This is a genomic window from Microbulbifer sp. A4B17 (assembly GCF_003076275.1).
Taxonomy (GTDB): domain Bacteria; phylum Pseudomonadota; class Gammaproteobacteria; order Pseudomonadales; family Cellvibrionaceae; genus Microbulbifer.
Window position 1 is genome coordinate 1,742,809 of sequence record NZ_CP029064.1, and the last position, 17,159, is coordinate 1,759,967.

General features: G+C 47.1%; 14 protein-coding genes and 4 tRNA genes. 14 read left to right on the top strand and 4 right to left on the bottom strand.

Annotation, left to right across the window (positions count from 1 at the left end):
• The first annotated feature begins 50 nt into the window (after positions 1-50).
• From BTJ40_RS07865 to cyoD, 11 genes are all read left to right on the top strand, one after another.
• A tRNA-Glu gene (locus BTJ40_RS07865) sits at positions 51-126 on the top strand.
• Positions 127-165: 39 nt separating this feature from the next.
• Positions 166-241: transfer RNA gene (locus BTJ40_RS07870), tRNA-Gly, on the top strand.
• 202 nt (positions 242-443) lie between these two features.
• A complete protein-coding gene (locus BTJ40_RS07875; protein WP_108732570.1) occupies positions 444-1,379 on the top strand; it encodes an ABC transporter ATP-binding protein in 936 nt (311 codons plus the stop codon).
• Positions 1,376-2,149, top strand: a complete 774-nt coding sequence (locus BTJ40_RS07880) for an ABC transporter permease (RefSeq protein WP_108732571.1) — start codon at positions 1,376-1,378, stop codon at positions 2,147-2,149. The genes BTJ40_RS07875 and BTJ40_RS07880 overlap by 4 nt, the downstream gene beginning before the upstream one ends.
• A 7-nt stretch (positions 2,150-2,156) precedes the next feature.
• A complete protein-coding gene (gene queF, locus BTJ40_RS07885) occupies positions 2,157-2,987 on the top strand; it encodes an NADPH-dependent 7-cyano-7-deazaguanine reductase QueF (RefSeq protein ID WP_108732572.1) in 831 nt (276 codons plus the stop codon).
• Between the two features lie 180 nt (positions 2,988-3,167).
• Positions 3,168-4,700, top strand: a complete 1,533-nt coding sequence (locus BTJ40_RS07890; RefSeq protein WP_108732573.1) for a DcaP family trimeric outer membrane transporter — start codon at positions 3,168-3,170, stop codon at positions 4,698-4,700.
• 44 nt (positions 4,701-4,744) lie between these two features.
• Entirely contained in the window at positions 4,745-5,326 is a 582-nt protein-coding gene (locus BTJ40_RS07895) for a hypothetical protein (protein WP_108732574.1), read from the top strand.
• Positions 5,327-5,512: 186 nt separating this feature from the next.
• The gene (locus BTJ40_RS07900) at positions 5,513-6,547 is read left to right on the top strand and encodes a cytochrome c oxidase subunit II (RefSeq protein ID WP_202862870.1); all 1,035 of its coding nucleotides are present in this window, start codon (positions 5,513-5,515) and stop codon (positions 6,545-6,547) included.
• Positions 6,544-8,619, top strand: coding sequence for a cbb3-type cytochrome c oxidase subunit I (locus BTJ40_RS07905; RefSeq protein ID WP_108732575.1), 2,076 nt, complete (start codon positions 6,544-6,546; stop codon positions 8,617-8,619). The genes BTJ40_RS07900 and BTJ40_RS07905 overlap by 4 nt, the downstream gene beginning before the upstream one ends.
• On the top strand, positions 8,620-9,249 hold the full coding sequence (locus tag BTJ40_RS07910; RefSeq protein WP_108732576.1) for a cytochrome c oxidase subunit 3: 630 nt from the start codon (positions 8,620-8,622) through the stop codon (positions 9,247-9,249).
• Positions 9,242-9,562: a cytochrome o ubiquinol oxidase subunit IV gene (gene cyoD, locus BTJ40_RS07915; protein WP_108732577.1), complete on the top strand. Its 321-nt coding sequence runs from the start codon at positions 9,242-9,244 to the stop codon at positions 9,560-9,562. The genes BTJ40_RS07910 and cyoD overlap by 8 nt, the downstream gene beginning before the upstream one ends.
• Before the next feature lie 30 nt (positions 9,563-9,592).
• On the opposite strand, the gene BTJ40_RS07920 is transcribed toward cyoD, so the two are convergent.
• A complete protein-coding gene (locus tag BTJ40_RS07920) occupies positions 9,593-10,990 on the bottom strand; it encodes an adenylate/guanylate cyclase domain-containing protein (RefSeq protein WP_108732578.1) in 1,398 nt (465 codons plus the stop codon).
• Between the two features lie 761 nt (positions 10,991-11,751).
• Here BTJ40_RS07920 and BTJ40_RS07925 point away from each other — a divergent pair.
• From BTJ40_RS07925 to BTJ40_RS07935, 3 genes are all read left to right on the top strand, one after another.
• Positions 11,752-11,839, top strand: a tRNA-Ser gene (locus tag BTJ40_RS07925).
• Positions 11,840-12,958: 1,119 nt separating this feature from the next.
• Positions 12,959-13,834 carry a hypothetical protein gene (locus tag BTJ40_RS07930; protein ID WP_238152162.1) on the top strand — a complete coding sequence of 292 codons (876 nt, stop codon included), beginning with the start codon at positions 12,959-12,961 and terminating at the stop codon, positions 13,832-13,834.
• A 757-nt stretch (positions 13,835-14,591) separates the two neighbouring features.
• Positions 14,592-14,679 (top strand) — tRNA-Ser (locus BTJ40_RS07935).
• Between the two features lie 585 nt (positions 14,680-15,264).
• Here the strand turns inward: BTJ40_RS07935 and BTJ40_RS07945 are convergent.
• The 3 genes from BTJ40_RS07945 to BTJ40_RS07955 all read right to left on the bottom strand — a co-directional run bounded on the left by BTJ40_RS07945 (position 15,265) and on the right by BTJ40_RS07955 (position 17,109).
• On the bottom strand, positions 15,265-15,867 hold the full coding sequence (locus tag BTJ40_RS07945; RefSeq protein WP_108732580.1) for a hypothetical protein: 603 nt from the start codon (positions 15,865-15,867) through the stop codon (positions 15,265-15,267).
• 278 nt (positions 15,868-16,145) lie between these two features.
• Positions 16,146-16,775 carry an HAD-IA family hydrolase gene (locus BTJ40_RS07950; RefSeq protein WP_108732581.1) on the bottom strand — a complete coding sequence of 210 codons (630 nt, stop codon included), beginning with the start codon at positions 16,773-16,775 and terminating at the stop codon, positions 16,146-16,148.
• Between the two features lie 34 nt (positions 16,776-16,809).
• A complete protein-coding gene (locus BTJ40_RS07955) occupies positions 16,810-17,109 on the bottom strand; it encodes a hypothetical protein (RefSeq protein WP_108732582.1) in 300 nt (99 codons plus the stop codon).
• Positions 17,110-17,159: the final 50 nt, after the last annotated feature.

Below are 17,159 nucleotides of genomic sequence, written 5' to 3' on the forward strand. Positions count from 1 at the left end.
ATGGACAGCGTGGCAGCACGGGACCGAAGAGGTTGTAGTGCAAAGTTTCTGTCCCCATCGTCTAGAGGCCTAGGACACCGCCCTTTCACGGCGGTAACAGGGGTTCGACTCCCCTTGGGGATGCCAATACGGCCCGGCAGCACTGCTGCCGGGCCAACCAAAAAAGCGGGAATAGCTCAGTTGGTAGAGCGCAACCTTGCCAAGGTTGAGGTCGCCGGTTCGAACCCGGTTTCCCGCTCCAAAATAAAAAGCCGCTCAATCGAGCGGCTTTTTGTTTTTCCGATATATTACTTCTTAGTTTATCGCCTTCACTGCTGTATTTAATCAGTACCCGTTTGTTCGGCTGGACAGAGTGAACGCTGTCGATAAGACCCTAGCTCCCCTCAGGTTGAAATTATTTGGGTTAGCGCGTTGAATGACGCTCCCCACAACAGGAGTGAGAGATGAGCGCTGCGCTTTCGATTCACAATTTACAAAAGACCTACGAAAATGGCTTCCAGGCCCTGAAAGGCATCAGTTTTGATGTGCAACCTGGGGATTTCTTCGCGTTGTTGGGCCCCAATGGGGCGGGGAAATCTACCACCATCGGCATCATTTGTTCCCTGGTGCGCAAGAGTGGTGGCGCGATATCTATCTTTGGGCAGGATATCGATATTGATTTTGCCGCCGCTAAACGCCTGCTTGGAGTCGTACCGCAAGAATTTAATTTCAGCCAGTTTGAAAAGGTGTTCGATATTGTTGTTACCCAGGGCGGTTTTTATGGCATGCCGCGCAAACTGGCTGAAGAGCGCACCGAGAAATACCTGAAGCAATTGGGGCTGTGGGATAAGCGCGCTACGCAGGCGCGGATGCTTTCCGGCGGTATGAAGCGCAGGCTGATGATTGCACGGGCTCTGATTCACGAGCCAAAGTTGTTAATACTGGATGAGCCCACGGCGGGAGTGGACATTGAGCTGCGCCGGTCAATGTGGAGTTTCCTGGAGAAAATTAACCAGCAGGGCACCACGATTATTCTCACCACTCACTATCTGGAGGAGGCGGAGAGCCTCTGCCGTAATATTGCGATTATCGACAAAGGCACTATCGTCGAGAACACTTCAATCAAGTCGCTATTAAAAACTCTCAACCGGGAAACCTTTATCCTGGATTGCGCAGAATATCTCGCCGAGTGCCCGGACCTGTCTGGTTATGAGGGGCGCTTGCGGGACAATCACTCCCTGGAGGTCACCATAGAAAAGGGGCAGTCCCTGACCGAGCTGTTTGCTTCACTACAGCGGCAAGGTGTAACAGTTACCAGTATGAGAAACCGTGCTAACCGCTTGGAAGAGCTGTTCCTGTCCATGTTGTCGGAAGAAAAAATGGCGGGGCTTGAAGAGTGAAGGGCAGATTAATCTGGATATCTTTCAGTACTATTTACCGTCGGGAAATCCGGCGCTTTATGCGTATATGGCCCCAGACCCTGGTACCGCCGGTAATCACTATGTCACTGTACTTTGTGATTTTTGGCTCTCTGATTGGGCGGCGAATAGGGGATATGGGTGGTTATCCCTATATCGAGTTTGTTGTGCCGGGTCTGATTATGATGTCGGTGATTACTAATTCCTATGCCAACGTAGTTTCGTCTTTTTACAGCGCTAAATTCCAGCGCAGTGTGGAGGAGCTCTTGGTTTCGCCAACACCGAACTGGGTGATCATGGCTGGCTATGTCCTCGGAGGAGTATCTCGGGGGTTGATAGTGGGGTTAATAGTAACCCTGGTGGCGATGTTTTTTACTTCGCTTACCGTCGAGCATATCTTTGTCACCATAGCGATTGTGTTCCTGACGGCAGTACTGTTTTCCCTGGCCGGGTTTATCAATGCTATTTTTGCCAATAGTTTTGATGCTATCTCCATTATTCCGACATTTGTATTGACCCCTCTCACATACTTGGGGGGAGTTTTTTACTCTATCGACCTGCTGTCGCCATTTTGGCAGGGTTTGTCCAAACTCAATCCAATACTTTATATGGTGAACTCCTTTCGCTACGGCATTTTGGGTGTTTCCGATATTAATGTTGCCGGGGCATTTTTGGGTGTCCTGGTATTTATTGCGCTTCTGGCATCCTGGGGGCTTTACCTGATGAGTCACGGCAAGCGACTGAGACATTGAGAAATTTATGACTAGAGAAGATTGGCAGAACCTCCCTCTTGGGCAGGAGACCACTTACGAATCCACTTATAACCCCGAGTTGCTCCATCCAATCCAGCGCTCGGTATCTCGCGCCCAGCTGGGTCTCTCTGCCGGTGCACTGCCTTTCTTTGGAGAGGATGAGTGGTGGGGGTTCGAACTCTCCTGGCTCAATCCCAGAGGCAAGCCACAGGTCGCAGTGGCTCGCTTTAGTTTTCCTGCGGAAAGCCCCTGCATGGTGGAGTCCAAGTCCTTTAAGTTGTATTTGAACTCCTTCAATCAGAGCAGGTTTGAATCCTGGAGGTTGGTGCAGGACGCCCTGGTACGTGACCTGAGCGCGGCGGCGGGAATGAATGTTGGTGTCGTGTTGATGGATGTGGAAGATGCAGCATTGGCGGTGGAGAAGCCAGAAGGTTACTGCCTCGATCATCTCGATATAGAAGTGAATCAATATGAACCGGCCCCGGCACTCCTGGCCCTCGGCGATGGTGAGGAGGATGTCAGTGAGATTCTCTACAGCCACTTGCTGCGCAGTAACTGCCCGGTAACGGGTCAGCCGGATTGGGCTACAGTGGTTGTGGAGTACAAGGGGCCGGCGCTGAAAAGAGAAGCGCTACTGGCTTACATTATCTCTTTTCGTGAGCACCAGGATTTTCACGAACACTGTGTTGAACGTATTTTTTGTGATTTGCAAAAACTAGCGGAGTTTACCGAGTTAACGGTGTGTGCCCGCTATACGAGGCGGGGTGGCCTGGATATTAATCCACTGAGATCAACTCGCATCGAGAAGCGTCTCCCTCCGCGCTTCGCCCGTCAGTAATTTCCTTTCTGAAGCGCTACCGGGCTTTTTCGGTGGCGCTGTTCCTGATTTCCATTTACTCATCGGTACCCACTTGGGTTGGCGTTGTTGTCCCTTAAGCTAAGCTTTCCAGATAGGCCGGGGGAACCGACAGTGAAGTTGTGTTGGCCGCCCTACAGGAGGTGGAGTTGAGGCTGACCGATGGAGATCAATACGCAGTCCCCAGTAATCCCTGCCGTAGTGATCGGTTTAACCCCTCTTTTTTTCTCCCAGTATTCCTTCGCAGACGTATATGTAAAAGCTGATGAACTGGTACGGGTGATTGAGGCCCAACAGCGTCAACTGGAAGAGCAGCAGGCCCAGATTCAGCGACAACAGGCAGACCTTGAAGCCCTGCGCCGACAGATTGAACAGATGCGCCAAGCACCACAGCCCCGCCCCACTCTTGAAGTTATTCCCGTGCAGCCTGTCGAAGCACCGGTGAGCAAGGAAGAGCTGGATGATTTACAGCAGCAGATTGAAGAGATTCGCCAGGAAATTCCACCGGGCTCACTGCCTCCTCCACGGGCCCACTCTGATCAAGCGGTAAATGATCCCAGTGATATCGAGGATGTGATTGCGAATGCGTCAACGGAGTGGTCGGGCTCAATCCCCCTGCTGGGAACCACCATGAAGGCGAAGCTTAGCGGTTTTGCAGAACTGGACGCTAATTACGATACCGATGCAATTATCAGTCCCGCTCAATTCGTTCCCGCCGATATTGTAACTTTCGATAAAACGGCCGCAGAGGGTGCAGATGGGCAAACGGAGTTTACTGTACAGACTTCCCGGTTGATTTTTGAGACGAGACAACACTGGCAGGGGCGTGAATTCAAAACTTTGATTTCTATGGACTTCCTTCAGGATTCTAGTGTGACTACTCCCAACCCTCGTATGCGCAAAGCTTATGGGGAAGTCAGTAATGCTCTGTGGGGGGGGAGTATTCTGGTTGGGCAGGACTGGTCAACATTTGCCGATCTAGAGGCAGTTCCCAATACCTTGGATTTCCAGGGGCCGAACTCTGCGTTTGGTCTTCGCCATTCAATGGTACGCTGGCACAGAAAATACGGTTCGCAATATCACTTTAAGGTAGCTATTGAGGCGCCGGATTCACAAATCTTTGAGGATGCAGATGAAGTTGCCCGCTGGCCCGATGCGGTTTTTGTGCTGGAGTCGGAATTGCCCAAGTCTCAGGTGCAGGCAGGATTAGTATTAAGGGATTTGCGCGCGAGTGGTGACCCGGACTCGGCGGTGTCAACTACCGGATGGGGATTAAACCTCAGTGGCACTTTTAATATGCCCGGCGTTCTTTCCAAGGATGTCCTTTACTACTCCCTTTCGCTCGGTGCGGGATATAGCGGTCTACTCAATGATGCGCCGCCAGATGCAGCCTATGATTTTTTGGACAACTCAGTAGAGGCACTAAATACTACGGGCTGGTACCTGGGTTACCAGCATTGGTGGACGCCGTGCCTTTATACAGTCGCGACCTATGGCAGGGTACGACAGGACAACCTGGATTTTCAGCCGGGCGATGCCTACAAAGCTACCCAATATCGAAGTATTAATATTGTCTGGCTACCTTTTCCCCGCTGGCTAACAGGCATTGAAGTTCTCTATGGTGCTCGCAAAGATAAAGATGGAGATAGGGGGTCTCTGGTACGTACACAATTTACAACGCGAATGACTTTTTAATGAAGGAAGCGAAGAGGCGTACTTAAAGAGAGGTGTGTTGTTCCATGGAAAGCGGGCGAGTGAAGAAATTCGGATTGCGGCTGATCTGGCTTATATGTCGACTTTCATTAATTTCTCTTTTATTGGGTTGGACTTCGGACAGTACAGTGGTGACACGGGTTTGGCAGTCACCATATATTGGTGCTCAGAACTTGGGAAAAACCCTGGTTCTCGCATACACCCTTGTACCCAGGCCGATAGTGGGAGGCAGGGTAGAGCAGGAATGGGTTATGCAGCTTCAGGATACAGGCATTGATGCCCATGCCTGGACTGCGCTAGGAGGAATGATGGGTGTCCCTTCAATGGGGGAAATCAGGCCGCTACTCAGGGAAAGAGGGTTTGATACTTTGCTGGTAACCCAGTTATTGGCGCTAAAGCGGATCAACCCTAATATTCGCAACGCCCAGGTTGCGGTTGTGGAGACGCGCTTATATTCGGCACCCAGTGACGAGGTGTATTGGTCAGTTCAGTCGGATACTTTTTTATACAAGTATTCCGGAGATGAATTACGGCACCCCAATGAGAGGGATTTGCGCGATTTTGTAGAGGTGATGATTCGAACTATGTCTGGTAACGGCGTTTTATAGTCTTCTTTCGACTGTTAATTTTATCTAAGTCCTCTCCAGGCCAATTGAAGTTTTGTATTCAGCTATTCTGGTGAGACAAACCGTTGATGGGCTCACCGAAATGTACGCGTGTAACGGTTCGAAATGGAATTCTAAGTGTTAGCTGGAATAGGTGACGGCTAATTACTTTTGTCGGTAGGCTTTACCATGGATTGGAATGTAAAAGCCCTTGTGGTTTTTTTGCGAACACATGTGACTTGGCGGAGACGTGTTGATGTACACGCTCTGCGAAGGCTATATATCCTGCCAGTTCTCCTCTCCATTTTATTAATCCCCCATTTAGCCCTGGCTTCTGAAACCTTTCTGATGCCACTGGGCCCGGTGGCGGAAGAGCAGAAAGTACACTTCTTCTGGGCTATGGCACTTACCATGGTCGCTGTTCTTCCCGTTTTTATCCTGGTTCCGGTGATTCTGATTAAGTACCGGAGAAAGAAAGGCCATGGATTTTACGCACCTAAGTGGGAGACCTATGGCCCACTGGAAGTGATTATGTGGGGCGTTCCTTTTCTAGTCATTATTGTACTGTCAGTGATGCTCTGGCGGGCAACCGCTCGGTTAGATCCTTACAAAGAAATACAGGGGGTGGTTCCTTCGGTCAAAGTGCAAGTGGTCGGATTGGATTGGAAATGGTTATTTATTTATCCGGAACTGGATATTGCGACTGTAGGTGAACTGGTTGTACCAGTACACACCCCAGTCTCAATGATATTGACCAGTGACACGGTAATGCAGTCGTTCTTTATTTCTGCACTGGCTGGGCAGATTTATGTGATGCCGGGGATGACTACAAAACTCAACTTTATAGGCACGCAAACCGGCGATACAAGAGGGGAGAATACCCAATATACCGGCGATGGTTTTGTAGACCAGAATTTTGCAGTCAAAGTTGTGACTGATGAAGATTTTGAAGCCTGGGTACAAAAAGTGCGAACGGGAGGGATTCTCCTTAATACTGAAAACTACAATCGCCTGGCACAGAGAAATACTAAAAAGCAAGCTTACAAGGCCTTGGGAAACAGTCAGATGCCGGAGAATACACTGTATTTTAATTTGCCGGATACAGAGCTTTTCCACGAAATAGTGATGCGCTATCACTCCGGTAAACCGCTGAGTATCGAGGAGCAGCCCGGAACCAGGAAGTTTGGACAAGGTGAAGATGATGTCGAGGGAGCACAGCCATGAATAATTTGGATTACGGTTGGCTGGGCAAGCTCAATTGGGACTCCCTGGTATTCAGTGGATTTCTCGAGAGTCCCTCGGTGAGTGAGGCGGTTGCCAGTGTAGCTGGATCGATTGTGATCCTGGCGGCTGTGGCAATCCTGGCTCTACTGACCTGGTTTAAGGTTTGGGGGACCCTCTGGCGGGATTGGTTGACCAGTACCGACCATAAGAGAATCGGCATTATGTACATCGCCTTTGCGATTGTGATGTTGGTTCGGGGGTTGCTGGAAGGCATGGTAATGCGAGCCCAGCAGGCAGCTGCGCCGGACGGCTTTCTCTATGCGGATCACTTTGCCCAGCTGTTCAGTACACACGGCACTATTATGGTGTTTTTTGTGGCGGTTCCTTTTCTGGTAGGGCTTATTAACTTTGCCATGCCGCTTCAAATTGGCGCCCGCGATGTGGCCTTTCCTGTGCTCAACCAGATCAGCCTGGCGGTGACTGTTTCCTCGGGGGTTTTACTGATGGTCTCACTGGTAGTGGGGCAATTTTCCACCGGTGGATGGTCGGCGTACCCACCTTATACAGGCGCGGATTTTAGTCCTGGGGTCGGGCCGGATTACTGGATATGGGCCATTGTATTTTCTGGAGCAGGGACAACATTAACGGGGATTAATTTTACCGTCACAGTGTATAAATGCCGTGGCCCGGGTATGCACCTGTTTCGTATGCCGCTGTTTTGCTGGACCGTACTTTGTGCCTCCATCCTAATGATTTTTGCGATGCCGCCCCTCAGTGTCGCCGCTATAATGTTGGGATTAGATCGCTACCTGGATTTCCACTTCTTCACCAATGATCTCGGCGGGAATATGATGAACTATGCCAATTTATTTTGGCTTTTTGGTCATCCTGAGGTCTATCTGTTGGTACTGCCTGCCTATGGTATTTTTTCAGAGGTTTTTTCCACCTATTCTGCAAAAACCCTGTACGGCTATAAGTCCCTGGTAATTGCCACCATGTGTATAGCGATCCTGTCCTTTACTGTATGGTTGCATCACTTTTTTACCATGGGGCAGAGTCCGACGATCAATATTGCCTTTGGTATTGCGACTATGCTGATTGCGGTGCCGACCGGGGTGAAAGTTTACGATTGGATGGCGACGATGTATCGCGGTCGAATACGCTTCACCACTCCAATGGTTTACGCCATCGGCTTTTTAATTCTGTTTGTGATAGGCGGTCTTTCCGGTGTAATACTGGCTAACCCCACTGTTGATTTTCAGGTACATAATACCTTGTTCCTGGTGGCTCATTTCCACAATGTATTGATCCCCGGCGTACTGTTTGGGATTTTGGCCGGATACAACTACTGGTTCCCCAAAGCATTTGGCTTCCGGCTTAATGATAAATGGGGTAAACGATCAGCTTATCTCTGGTTTGCAGGGTTTATGGTGACATTTTTCCCGCTCTATGGTGCTGGTTTACTGGGGATGCCAAGGCGATCATTTAGCTATGGCGACCTCACTTTCAAGCCGTTTATGGTTGTCGCCTTTATCGGTGCGATGATTGTTCTGGCTGCTTTGATTACATTGATTATTCAATTTTTAGTGAGCATAAGAGACAGGAATAAAACCCGGGTTCCCGTTGGCGATCCCTGGGATGGCCGCTCCCTGGAGTGGAACTCTCCTGCTCCTGTACCGGCTTATAACTTTGTTGAAATACCGAAAGTTACCGATCGGGATGCATTCACTGAGGCCAAGGAACACGGTGAAGCCTACAAGAGACCTAAAGTCTATCGAGATATTGAGCTCCCTAAAAATAATCCCCTCGGATTTATTTTGTGCGTCGTCAGTGGAATTTTAATGTTTGCCCTGGTCTGGTATATCTGGTGGCTCGCACTGATTTCTGCGTTAACCATGCTGGTTGCAGTAATTGTGTCTACTTTCCGCAAGGAAACAGAATATATTATTCCTGCCAGTCAATTGGAAAAGGATACGGAAGCCTGGTTGGCTCTGGTTGAGAAGAGTGAGCCCGTTGGTCGGGACCTGGAAGACTCCCCGCGAAATGTCGGCCTTGCGAAGCTGGAGCTTTAAATGAACCCCATCTCATCACCGAAAAATCCGCTCAGCGCAAGTAATCCCCATGAAGCCATCCATAGAGATCCCGATATGGTGATCTTTGGTTTCTGGGTGTTTATGATGAGTGACCTGATTTTCTTTGGGGTGGTATTTGCGATTTATATCACCATGGTGGGTGCCACTGCTGGGGGACCGGGCCCGAAGGAGCTTTTTGATTTCGGCAGCCTGTTCGCCCAGACCATGTTTCTTCTCACCAGTAGCCTGACGGTTGGCATTGCCACGGTAATGGTTAAACATGAGCGCAGTCGCGCCAGCTTTCTCTTTTGGGTAGTGATTACCCTGCTGTTGGGAATGGGCTTCCTGGGGCTGGAACTCTATGATTTTTCAGTTATGGCAGAAAAAGGTGGAGTACCGCAGCGCAGTGGCTACCTGTCAGCCTTTTTTGGTCTAGTACCCTTACACGGTCTTCATGTGACTTTTGGCTGCTTGTGGATGATCGTCTTGATCGTTCAAGTCTTCACTATGGGATTGTGCGACGTCGTTAAACTGCGATTCCTGCGGCTGGCATTGTTTTGGCATTTTCTTGACTTGATCTGGATCGGAATTTTTTCCGTAGTTTATTTCGGTGGGTGGGTTTATGGCTAAGGAACCAACTTTTGCTCAACACCTGCGGTTATATATCACAGGCTATATTCTGTCAGTTGTTCTCACCCTGGCTGCTTTTGCCGCAGTGCTCACGATCGGACGTGAGCATAAAAGTGTCTTACTTCTGGTTGCGTTACTAGGGGTTGCGCAGCTGGCAGTGCAATTGAAATATTTCTTGAACGTAACAACCCAGCGGGACCGCAGGGATAACCTGGCGTTAATTCTTTTTTCTAGCTTAATTCTTTTGATTATTGTACTGGGTACAGTCTGGATTATGGGGAACCTGGCGGTGCGTATGCATACTACTATGTAGAGTGTTGCGCCTACGCACTTTTTTATATGGTTAAATAATGACTTTACTTTTCAGGTTGGATGCTGCTTTTTGCAGGGACTGTAAGACCTTTTCCTTATCGTAATTTCGGATCTTATCCAGGTCTAAATGCATTGAGAATCCGGGGGCATGTTCCTCCAGGTAGCTCTGCTGGCCACCCAGGTTCTTACGCAGGTCGGTAACCTGGTAAACCTTAACCGGAGTACTGATACCTTTTACGGTAATGTGCCCTTTGTCTCTACACATTACCGTATGTTTGATCATGGCCCAGGTCTCGTGGCTGATCAGGATTTCTCCCGGTTGGGCAGCGCCCTCCAAGCGCGAGGCAAGATTAACGTGGGTACCCATCACCGTGTAGGACTGGTAGTTGGCGGTGCCAAAAATACCAACTGTGCAATAGCCAGTATTAATGCCCATACGGACCTGGAGCGGGCGCGAAATGCCCTTGTTGTACCATTCCTGCTTCATTTCACGCACACGTTTGCGCATGGCAAGGGCCATAGCGACGCAGCGCAACGCGTCTGATTTCGGTCCCTTACTCTCGTCATCTCCGAAAACAACCATCACTGCATCGCCGATAAACTTATCGATAGTGCCGCCATATTGCCCGGCTATACGCGCCATCTCCGATAGGTAGTTGTTGAGAAGTTGAGTAAAGGTTTCCGCCTCCAGCTCTTCGGTGAGCTGGCTGAAATCCTTAATATCTGAGAAGAAAACGGTTAGGAGTTTACGTTGGGCCACCAGGGCTTCTTCATCCCCGGTAGTGACAGAGCGCCACAGCTTCTGTGGCAGGTATTTGGAAAGCTTGTAGGAGCGAACCTTGCTAACTCGCTGTTCAACCATCAGGGAGTGATTCGCTTCTTTCAACTGGCTAATCTGGCGATGGGTAAAAAAGGCGTAAGCGCAGAGGTAGGCCAGGATACAGATGAGGCTCACGGTGCTGATGGTGAGGTCAGCACTGACCAGCAGGGATGGCTCGTGCATCAGGTAACCAATGGCCACACCAACCAGCAAACCCGTATTATGCTCAAACCAGGTGCGACCACCACCGCCACCAGTAAGTGCGTTCAGCTGAACCATGGTGACCAAAAGCAGCGAGGGCAGCATGGTGAAGTCTGCCAGGGAGATGGTGATGCCTATCAGTACTGTATCCAGAAAGGAAAGGCAGCGTCGGGTTTTTAGCGCTATCTTGTCGCCGGCTTTGTAGAGAATAAATTGGGCTAGGGCGGTATAAGCAAGGATAAAAGCCGCAGATCCTAGTATAACCAGCTTGTCTAATTGCCAAGGCGCCGCCCAATTCACCGCATACGCCAGGGTGCCGGCTGCGGCAAATAAAATCAGGGTGCGGAAATAGGTGGAGTAGCGAGGGTTGATGTTCCGCCCCGTGCTCTCCTCAAGCTGGTCCTGCATTTGTGTTGTTCTTTGTCCGTTTGAGCAGAAAGTGAACGCCTTGCGCGTTGGCGACAGGTTGGCTCCGATTTCCCCATTCGCCGTATAGCCACGCTGTGACCCCAGCAGCGCAGTTTACTCCTCCGAGGAACAGAATGCGAAAAAACTGTGTATGCAAGTGATACTTTTCTCGTTGTTGTTTCAAGTGATATTACCGTACCTTGAATCCCACGGCCTCCCGGTTTCCGCGGAGTTAGGTCGAACAGGCTACTAAGCGGCATACACAATAGGGTTTATAGAGATAGCGATTACTGACTACCCAGCAAGCTAGTCTCGAGACAGGAGTTGTTTCGATAGCAACCTGTCCAATATTGGTTGAAGGTAAGGGAGGTATTGTCATCATAAGATAAGCCCTTCCTCTATGGCTGCTTAGAGGGATGAGCTGCGGCCGGGAAAGTGATGCTAGTCGGTGTTCTTCTAGAGGCTGGAGAAGAAGGTTGTTGCCTTATGCCCCCCCAACCAGTGACAGTCGAAGGGGGGATGTTTGAAGGAGCGTATGACTGTCGTTACTTGTGGCGGCTTGCCTAAATAACACCCGTGTGAAGCTCCGTTTTTAAAGTCAGGGAGACTTTTTTCACTTTAGTGCTTGCACAACTGGGAACATTTGGGTAAAGTGCGCGCTCTCTCGACGACACAGCAGCTATCTTCCTGATTTCCTTGAAGATTTCACTGAAGAGAGAGATCGCCAGAAGGCGGATTACCCTCACAGAGGGTGACAATTTGGTGAGGTGTCCGAGTGGTCGAAGGAGCACGCCTGGAAAGTGTGTATGTCGAAAGGCATCGAGGGTTCGAATCCCTCCCTCACCGCCATCTACTAAAAGCCCGGCTTATGCCGGGCTTTTTTGTTTCTGCCCCCACTTGATTCCTCTCTATCTTTGTGGCAATTCCAGTCGTCAACCCTGAGACTTTTTTGGGTTTTGCCAAGGGTGAATATCTCACTCTAAGGATCGGCGCAATTACTACTGCACTTATAGTCGATGAATTATTCGATAAAAGGGTGGTATAAAAATGCCTTTTTTATTCGCGAGAGTTTTTACTGCAAATTTAATTCGCTGTCATTACTTTTAGATTACATCTGCATTTTTGATATTTTCTAAGTTTAAAACCATTCATAATTACGCAGTATGTTTTTCTGGGCCGAATTACCCTAGAAAGTTGACTCCTGTTTAGCAATTAATTTTTAGTTATTCTTTTCTACTTTTGATGTTTACAATCTCTTGATTCTTGGTAGTTTGTCTATGCTATCGATGGCGACCACAACATCGACATTATTTAGCGAGAAACCATTAATCAAAAAAACAGGGTTTGCTAGTTCTGAAGATCAGTCGGCTGTGCGTTTTTATTTTGATAGAGATCCAAAACAGTGTGTGGAATGATACGACCAGAAATTATATGGCACGGTTTCTGTGATAATTAAGATATTAACTACTAATGCAAGTCTGACCAAGAATGTTATTGATGGGACTGCTGTATGTATATTGGGATGTATTGTAGAGGTCGGGAAGGTCTTGTGGTGTATAGCTCGGTGTCGGCAATGGTTATTACTGATGCTTGATTATTAGAATTACGTATCAGGATGGTATCTTGCCAAGTGAGCGATTACTTTAATGAATTTTATTGAGAGGTCGATCAACGATTTGGCAGGAGTGTTTGAATAAGTGTTATCTTTGACAATTTTTACTTGGGACGCATGTAAAGCAAAAATTTTTGTGGAGGTAGGGAGAGTTGAAATACAATAAATTGGGCAGTTTTAGTTCAGTTAACCTGATGGTCTATAACTCAAAAATAGTATTTATCTTATTTTTGATCTAAAGAAGATCAATGATAAATATGGATTATTATAATGTGAGCCTTGTCTTCTCAGGAAGTGGTTCTAAAAGCTGTTCGAAGTATTGTTGTAACTCATAAAGTATTAAATGGATTGTGATTTTGAAAAAGTTGAATGCAAACTATTCTTTGCACAGGAATGTGTTGAAAAATTCTATAGCTGGTATTACTTTAATCTGCGCAACGACATTGGTTTGTGCAGATACAATCAGTACAAAAATAGACCTAGGTGAGCCATTTCCCTTCAGGATGGAAGATGGAATTGAATACGAGGTGGATTTAGATATTGGTTATAAATTCGATACCATTGAGAAAGTTTGTATCAATACAAAAGTTAAGAATGGCGAAGCTGGCGCGGCATTTTATAAGGCGGAAAGTGAACCTGCAGGACCTTTTAATTTCCCTAGATTTGAGTCTGTTGCGCAGCAGCTTGCTGTGGGCATAGATGCCCCAACACCAGAAAACCCCAATCCCGTACCACAGCTGCAAAAAACCATTAATTTCTGCGGGAATGAAACTAGTGTCCTGGCAGAAAATTATCTCGATGGGGAGGGCAAATTTAAGTTTAGTGTGTCTGGTGGTTATGTAGATTTCTGGGATTTTGAACTGGTTGTAGAAGGTGATGTCTCTGACACTCAGTTGGCGATTGTGCTTGACGAACCTACCGATTTTTCAGTTCCTTCCTACGGGGGAAGAGTTAATTATGATGCGGGTATTCGTAATTTAGACTCTACGCAATCGTTGGTTACACTTGAACAATGGAGTGTGCTCAAGTTTCCTAATGGGGATAGTTATCCCATTCATAAATCACGGGATGTCGTGTTGAATTATTCTGAGGTAAAGGACTACCCTCGAAATTATCTAACTATACCAGAGTGGTTTGAGGCTGGAGATTACGAGTTAACTTGGTATGTAACTAACCCAGGTACTGGAGCTCGGGTAAAAGACAGTCTGTATTTCACAAAAAGTGCTGACTAAGCTTTTGATTATCAGCAGGCTGGGGCGCCCCTTTGCCTCAGTCTTCCTTTGAGCTTGGGAGGCTCGATCCAGGATAGGGCGCTATGATGATTTACTTGGCGAACCTCTGGGCGTTTCGAGAGAAAATTGCCTAGGTGGCCCCACTCCACCGAGCCGGGCTATCTCTCTCAGGTAATCCTCTTATCTTGGCAGCATGCAGAGCAAGCTATGAATCCTATATGTGGCTTTTCAAGCAGATAGATTTTAAGGTCCTAATTGGGTTATCTATGTTCATTCTACGTAGTGCTTTTTGACCTGCAATCGGGTAGGAGTATTGTTTTAGAGCACTTTCCTGATGTAAATTTTAGACACACATAGACTATGAAAAGGCACTAGCAGTCATTTGTAGGAGATATCGAGCTGGATATAGGTTTGTTCTGCCGCCTCTGCTGATTGCACCAGGCCTCTTTCACCTTTCTTGCCTTTATTTGCCGCCTAGCACCATCATTCCTTGACTTGTTTGCAGTGTTCAAATTTTGGACTGTCGTCATTGTACGAGTGTGTACAACTCGCATGAAATCTATCCTGGAGCTTTGGATCTGTACCCAAGAGAAGATGCGAAGCTCATTCTCCTCAGATTTCACTGGAACTTTCTCAAACATTTGGGTAAAGTGCGCATTCTCTCAAAGCTACAGTAGCTATCTTACTGATTTCCTTGCAGATTTTTTGAAGAGAGACTCGTCGAGAGGCGGACTGTCCTTGCAGAGGGTGACAATTTGGTGAGGTGTCCGAGTGGTCGAAGGAGCACGCCTGGAAAGTGTGTATGTCGAAAGGCATCGAGGGTTCGAATCCCTCCCTCACCGCCATTTTCTAAAAGCCCGGCTAGTGCCGGGCTTTTTTATTTTTGAAGCTTTCGTTCTTCAGCCTTGCGCATCTATGGTCTTACCTATCGCTAGCTTGCTCCCATAGTTGGAGGAGGCCACTAGGAGAGACCCTATTTATTATCGCAATACTCATCAAAATTGTCGGGAGTGTTCGTAAAGCCAGCCTTCTCTGCAAGCTCCCATGGCCGCTCACATTCTTTAGTTTTACTACACCAAAGGTAGCCCGCTGAGTTGATACACCCGTGGGCATCCTTGTCTGAACCGACCGGTGTGGTGGGTTTGGGATCCTTTGGACTATCCGCGGAGCACCCTATCAGGAAGGTAACTAGAATAACAGTGGTGGCTTCTTTGATTTTGAACATATTAGAATTACCAGAAAGTTAAGGATATCGTCAGGTATAAATTTAGTACAGCACGGATGACAACTCGTACCTAATTATTACTCCATGTTGCAAGCGGGTTTTTTTAGCTTTGTTGGCAAATTGTAGTAAGAGGGTATGGATTTGATAAGCCCCTCCAGTCTAGTAGCTTATCTGCTTATACTTAAAAATCACTCTCTCGATAACCCTAAAAAGTCCTGGCTGCTTCGATATCTCTATCGCAGGAAAAAATTAAGGCTATAAGTGGAATCGGATTGCCTAAATTTATAGCATTTGATACTGATTTTACCATACTGGTAAGCAGCTTTTCACATGCTCTATAGAGAATAGGCTCTAGCTCTTTTGCTCCAAAAACAGGCCTATACCTGAGCATTCCTCTTAGGCTGAATACCTTTGAGAAATATTCTCTCCATGGCATTTTTTCCCGAGCCTTATAAGAGGAGTGTGTTTTATTGGAATCGGTGTAATAGAGTCGAGCTGCAACTTCAATCTTTGGTCGCCAGAATACAGGTATAGCACCAATTTCGCCAAAGTACGCAGTGTCAAACTCACCGGCTCTTACTTTTAAGACTACAACCTCTAGTGCTAAATCATTGGATTTAGGTTCTATTCGACTAGATATATGTGGTAAGGAGAAAACTTCTAGCAGTCTATGACGAATGCCCTCCTCTAAATCTTCGCCCTTAAAAGCCCCCCAAGCACCAATCTTGCTAAATTCATCCTGTGAGACGACAATCATTTTATCCAGATAGACTCGTGGTTTACTCTTTTTAAATAACTTTGAGAACATTCTTACTGTAGCCAGATGTAGATTTTGTGAGGAGAGATGCAGGGGCAAGCGCTAAAGGCATCGTGTGAAACCGAGATCCTATTGGGTATGGGGTGATAGGCTTTCTGCCTATATTATGCACTATTGTTAGCGGCTAAATTGTACCTCCCATGCGCAAAGAACTAAACAGATATTGCTTGTCGGGACTCATCTTTCCTGTAGCGCCCATGATGACTGGTAGAAGTAGTGGAAGTGAATAAATGATGCTAATAGATTAAAGACATAGTGTTCTTGGGGGATTAGTTACCTATTAGTTTTGGTAACTCTTTCATCGCCTGAAAGGGCACTACGCCAACGGTATTAGATTCCTCATTAAAGCGATTAAAAAAGTAAGTTTTCATGCCTGCTTCTACGCCAGCCTTAACTCCCACTAGTCCATCATCTATAACGGAGCAGTTTTCAGGGCGGTAGCCCATACTTTTGGCGGCATGTAGGTATATGCCTGGATCAGGCTTCCATATACCTACTTCATATGAACTGAATAAATTATTTATGAAATACTTAGATAGCCCACATATATTTAATGCATGCTTGATTTTTTGCAGGGGGCCGCTAGATACAACCGCTTTCTCACCATCAAGTGCCTCAAGAGCGTCTACTATACCCTCAACAGGTTTTAACTCCCTGGTAAAGAGTTTTGTGACTATATCGCGATAAGCTGCAACAAAATGGCTTTTCAGTTTGATGTTATTCTCTTCTTCTAATAGAGATAGAATGCTTGTCAGTTTCCAACCCCTAAATCTTATGACCAATTCATCAGCATCTAGTTTTATTCCGTAATTTTCGAACATCATAGCTAAGCCAATACTAGAGAGATGTTCGCTATCGACTAAGGTGCCATCGTTATCAAAAAGTAGGCATTTACTCATGGACGAAGCTCCTAATGATTTCTTTCATGTTGCGCTATTTTCCCCACAGTGAGTTTATATAAATAATATATGAAGCAGCCGCCGCAACAGGCATAAAATGCCACCAATAAGAGGAGGCGCCCCCTCCATGGTTGTATTGGTATATAACAATGCCGGCAGCAAGTATGCTAGTTAAAGGTAATAAATAAAGGGAAGCCGCAAGTATCAATGATGAGATCTTTGATAAATTTCCTCTATTATTTACACCGCCTACAGCGAATGTAGCCATCATAAAAAGAAAGCTGGAAAATGATAGCTGGAGAAATGAACCTATAACAACCCAAGTTAAAGCCATATTGGCTCGTCGCCTTTTATAATTTACCCTAAGATCCTAGATTACAGCTA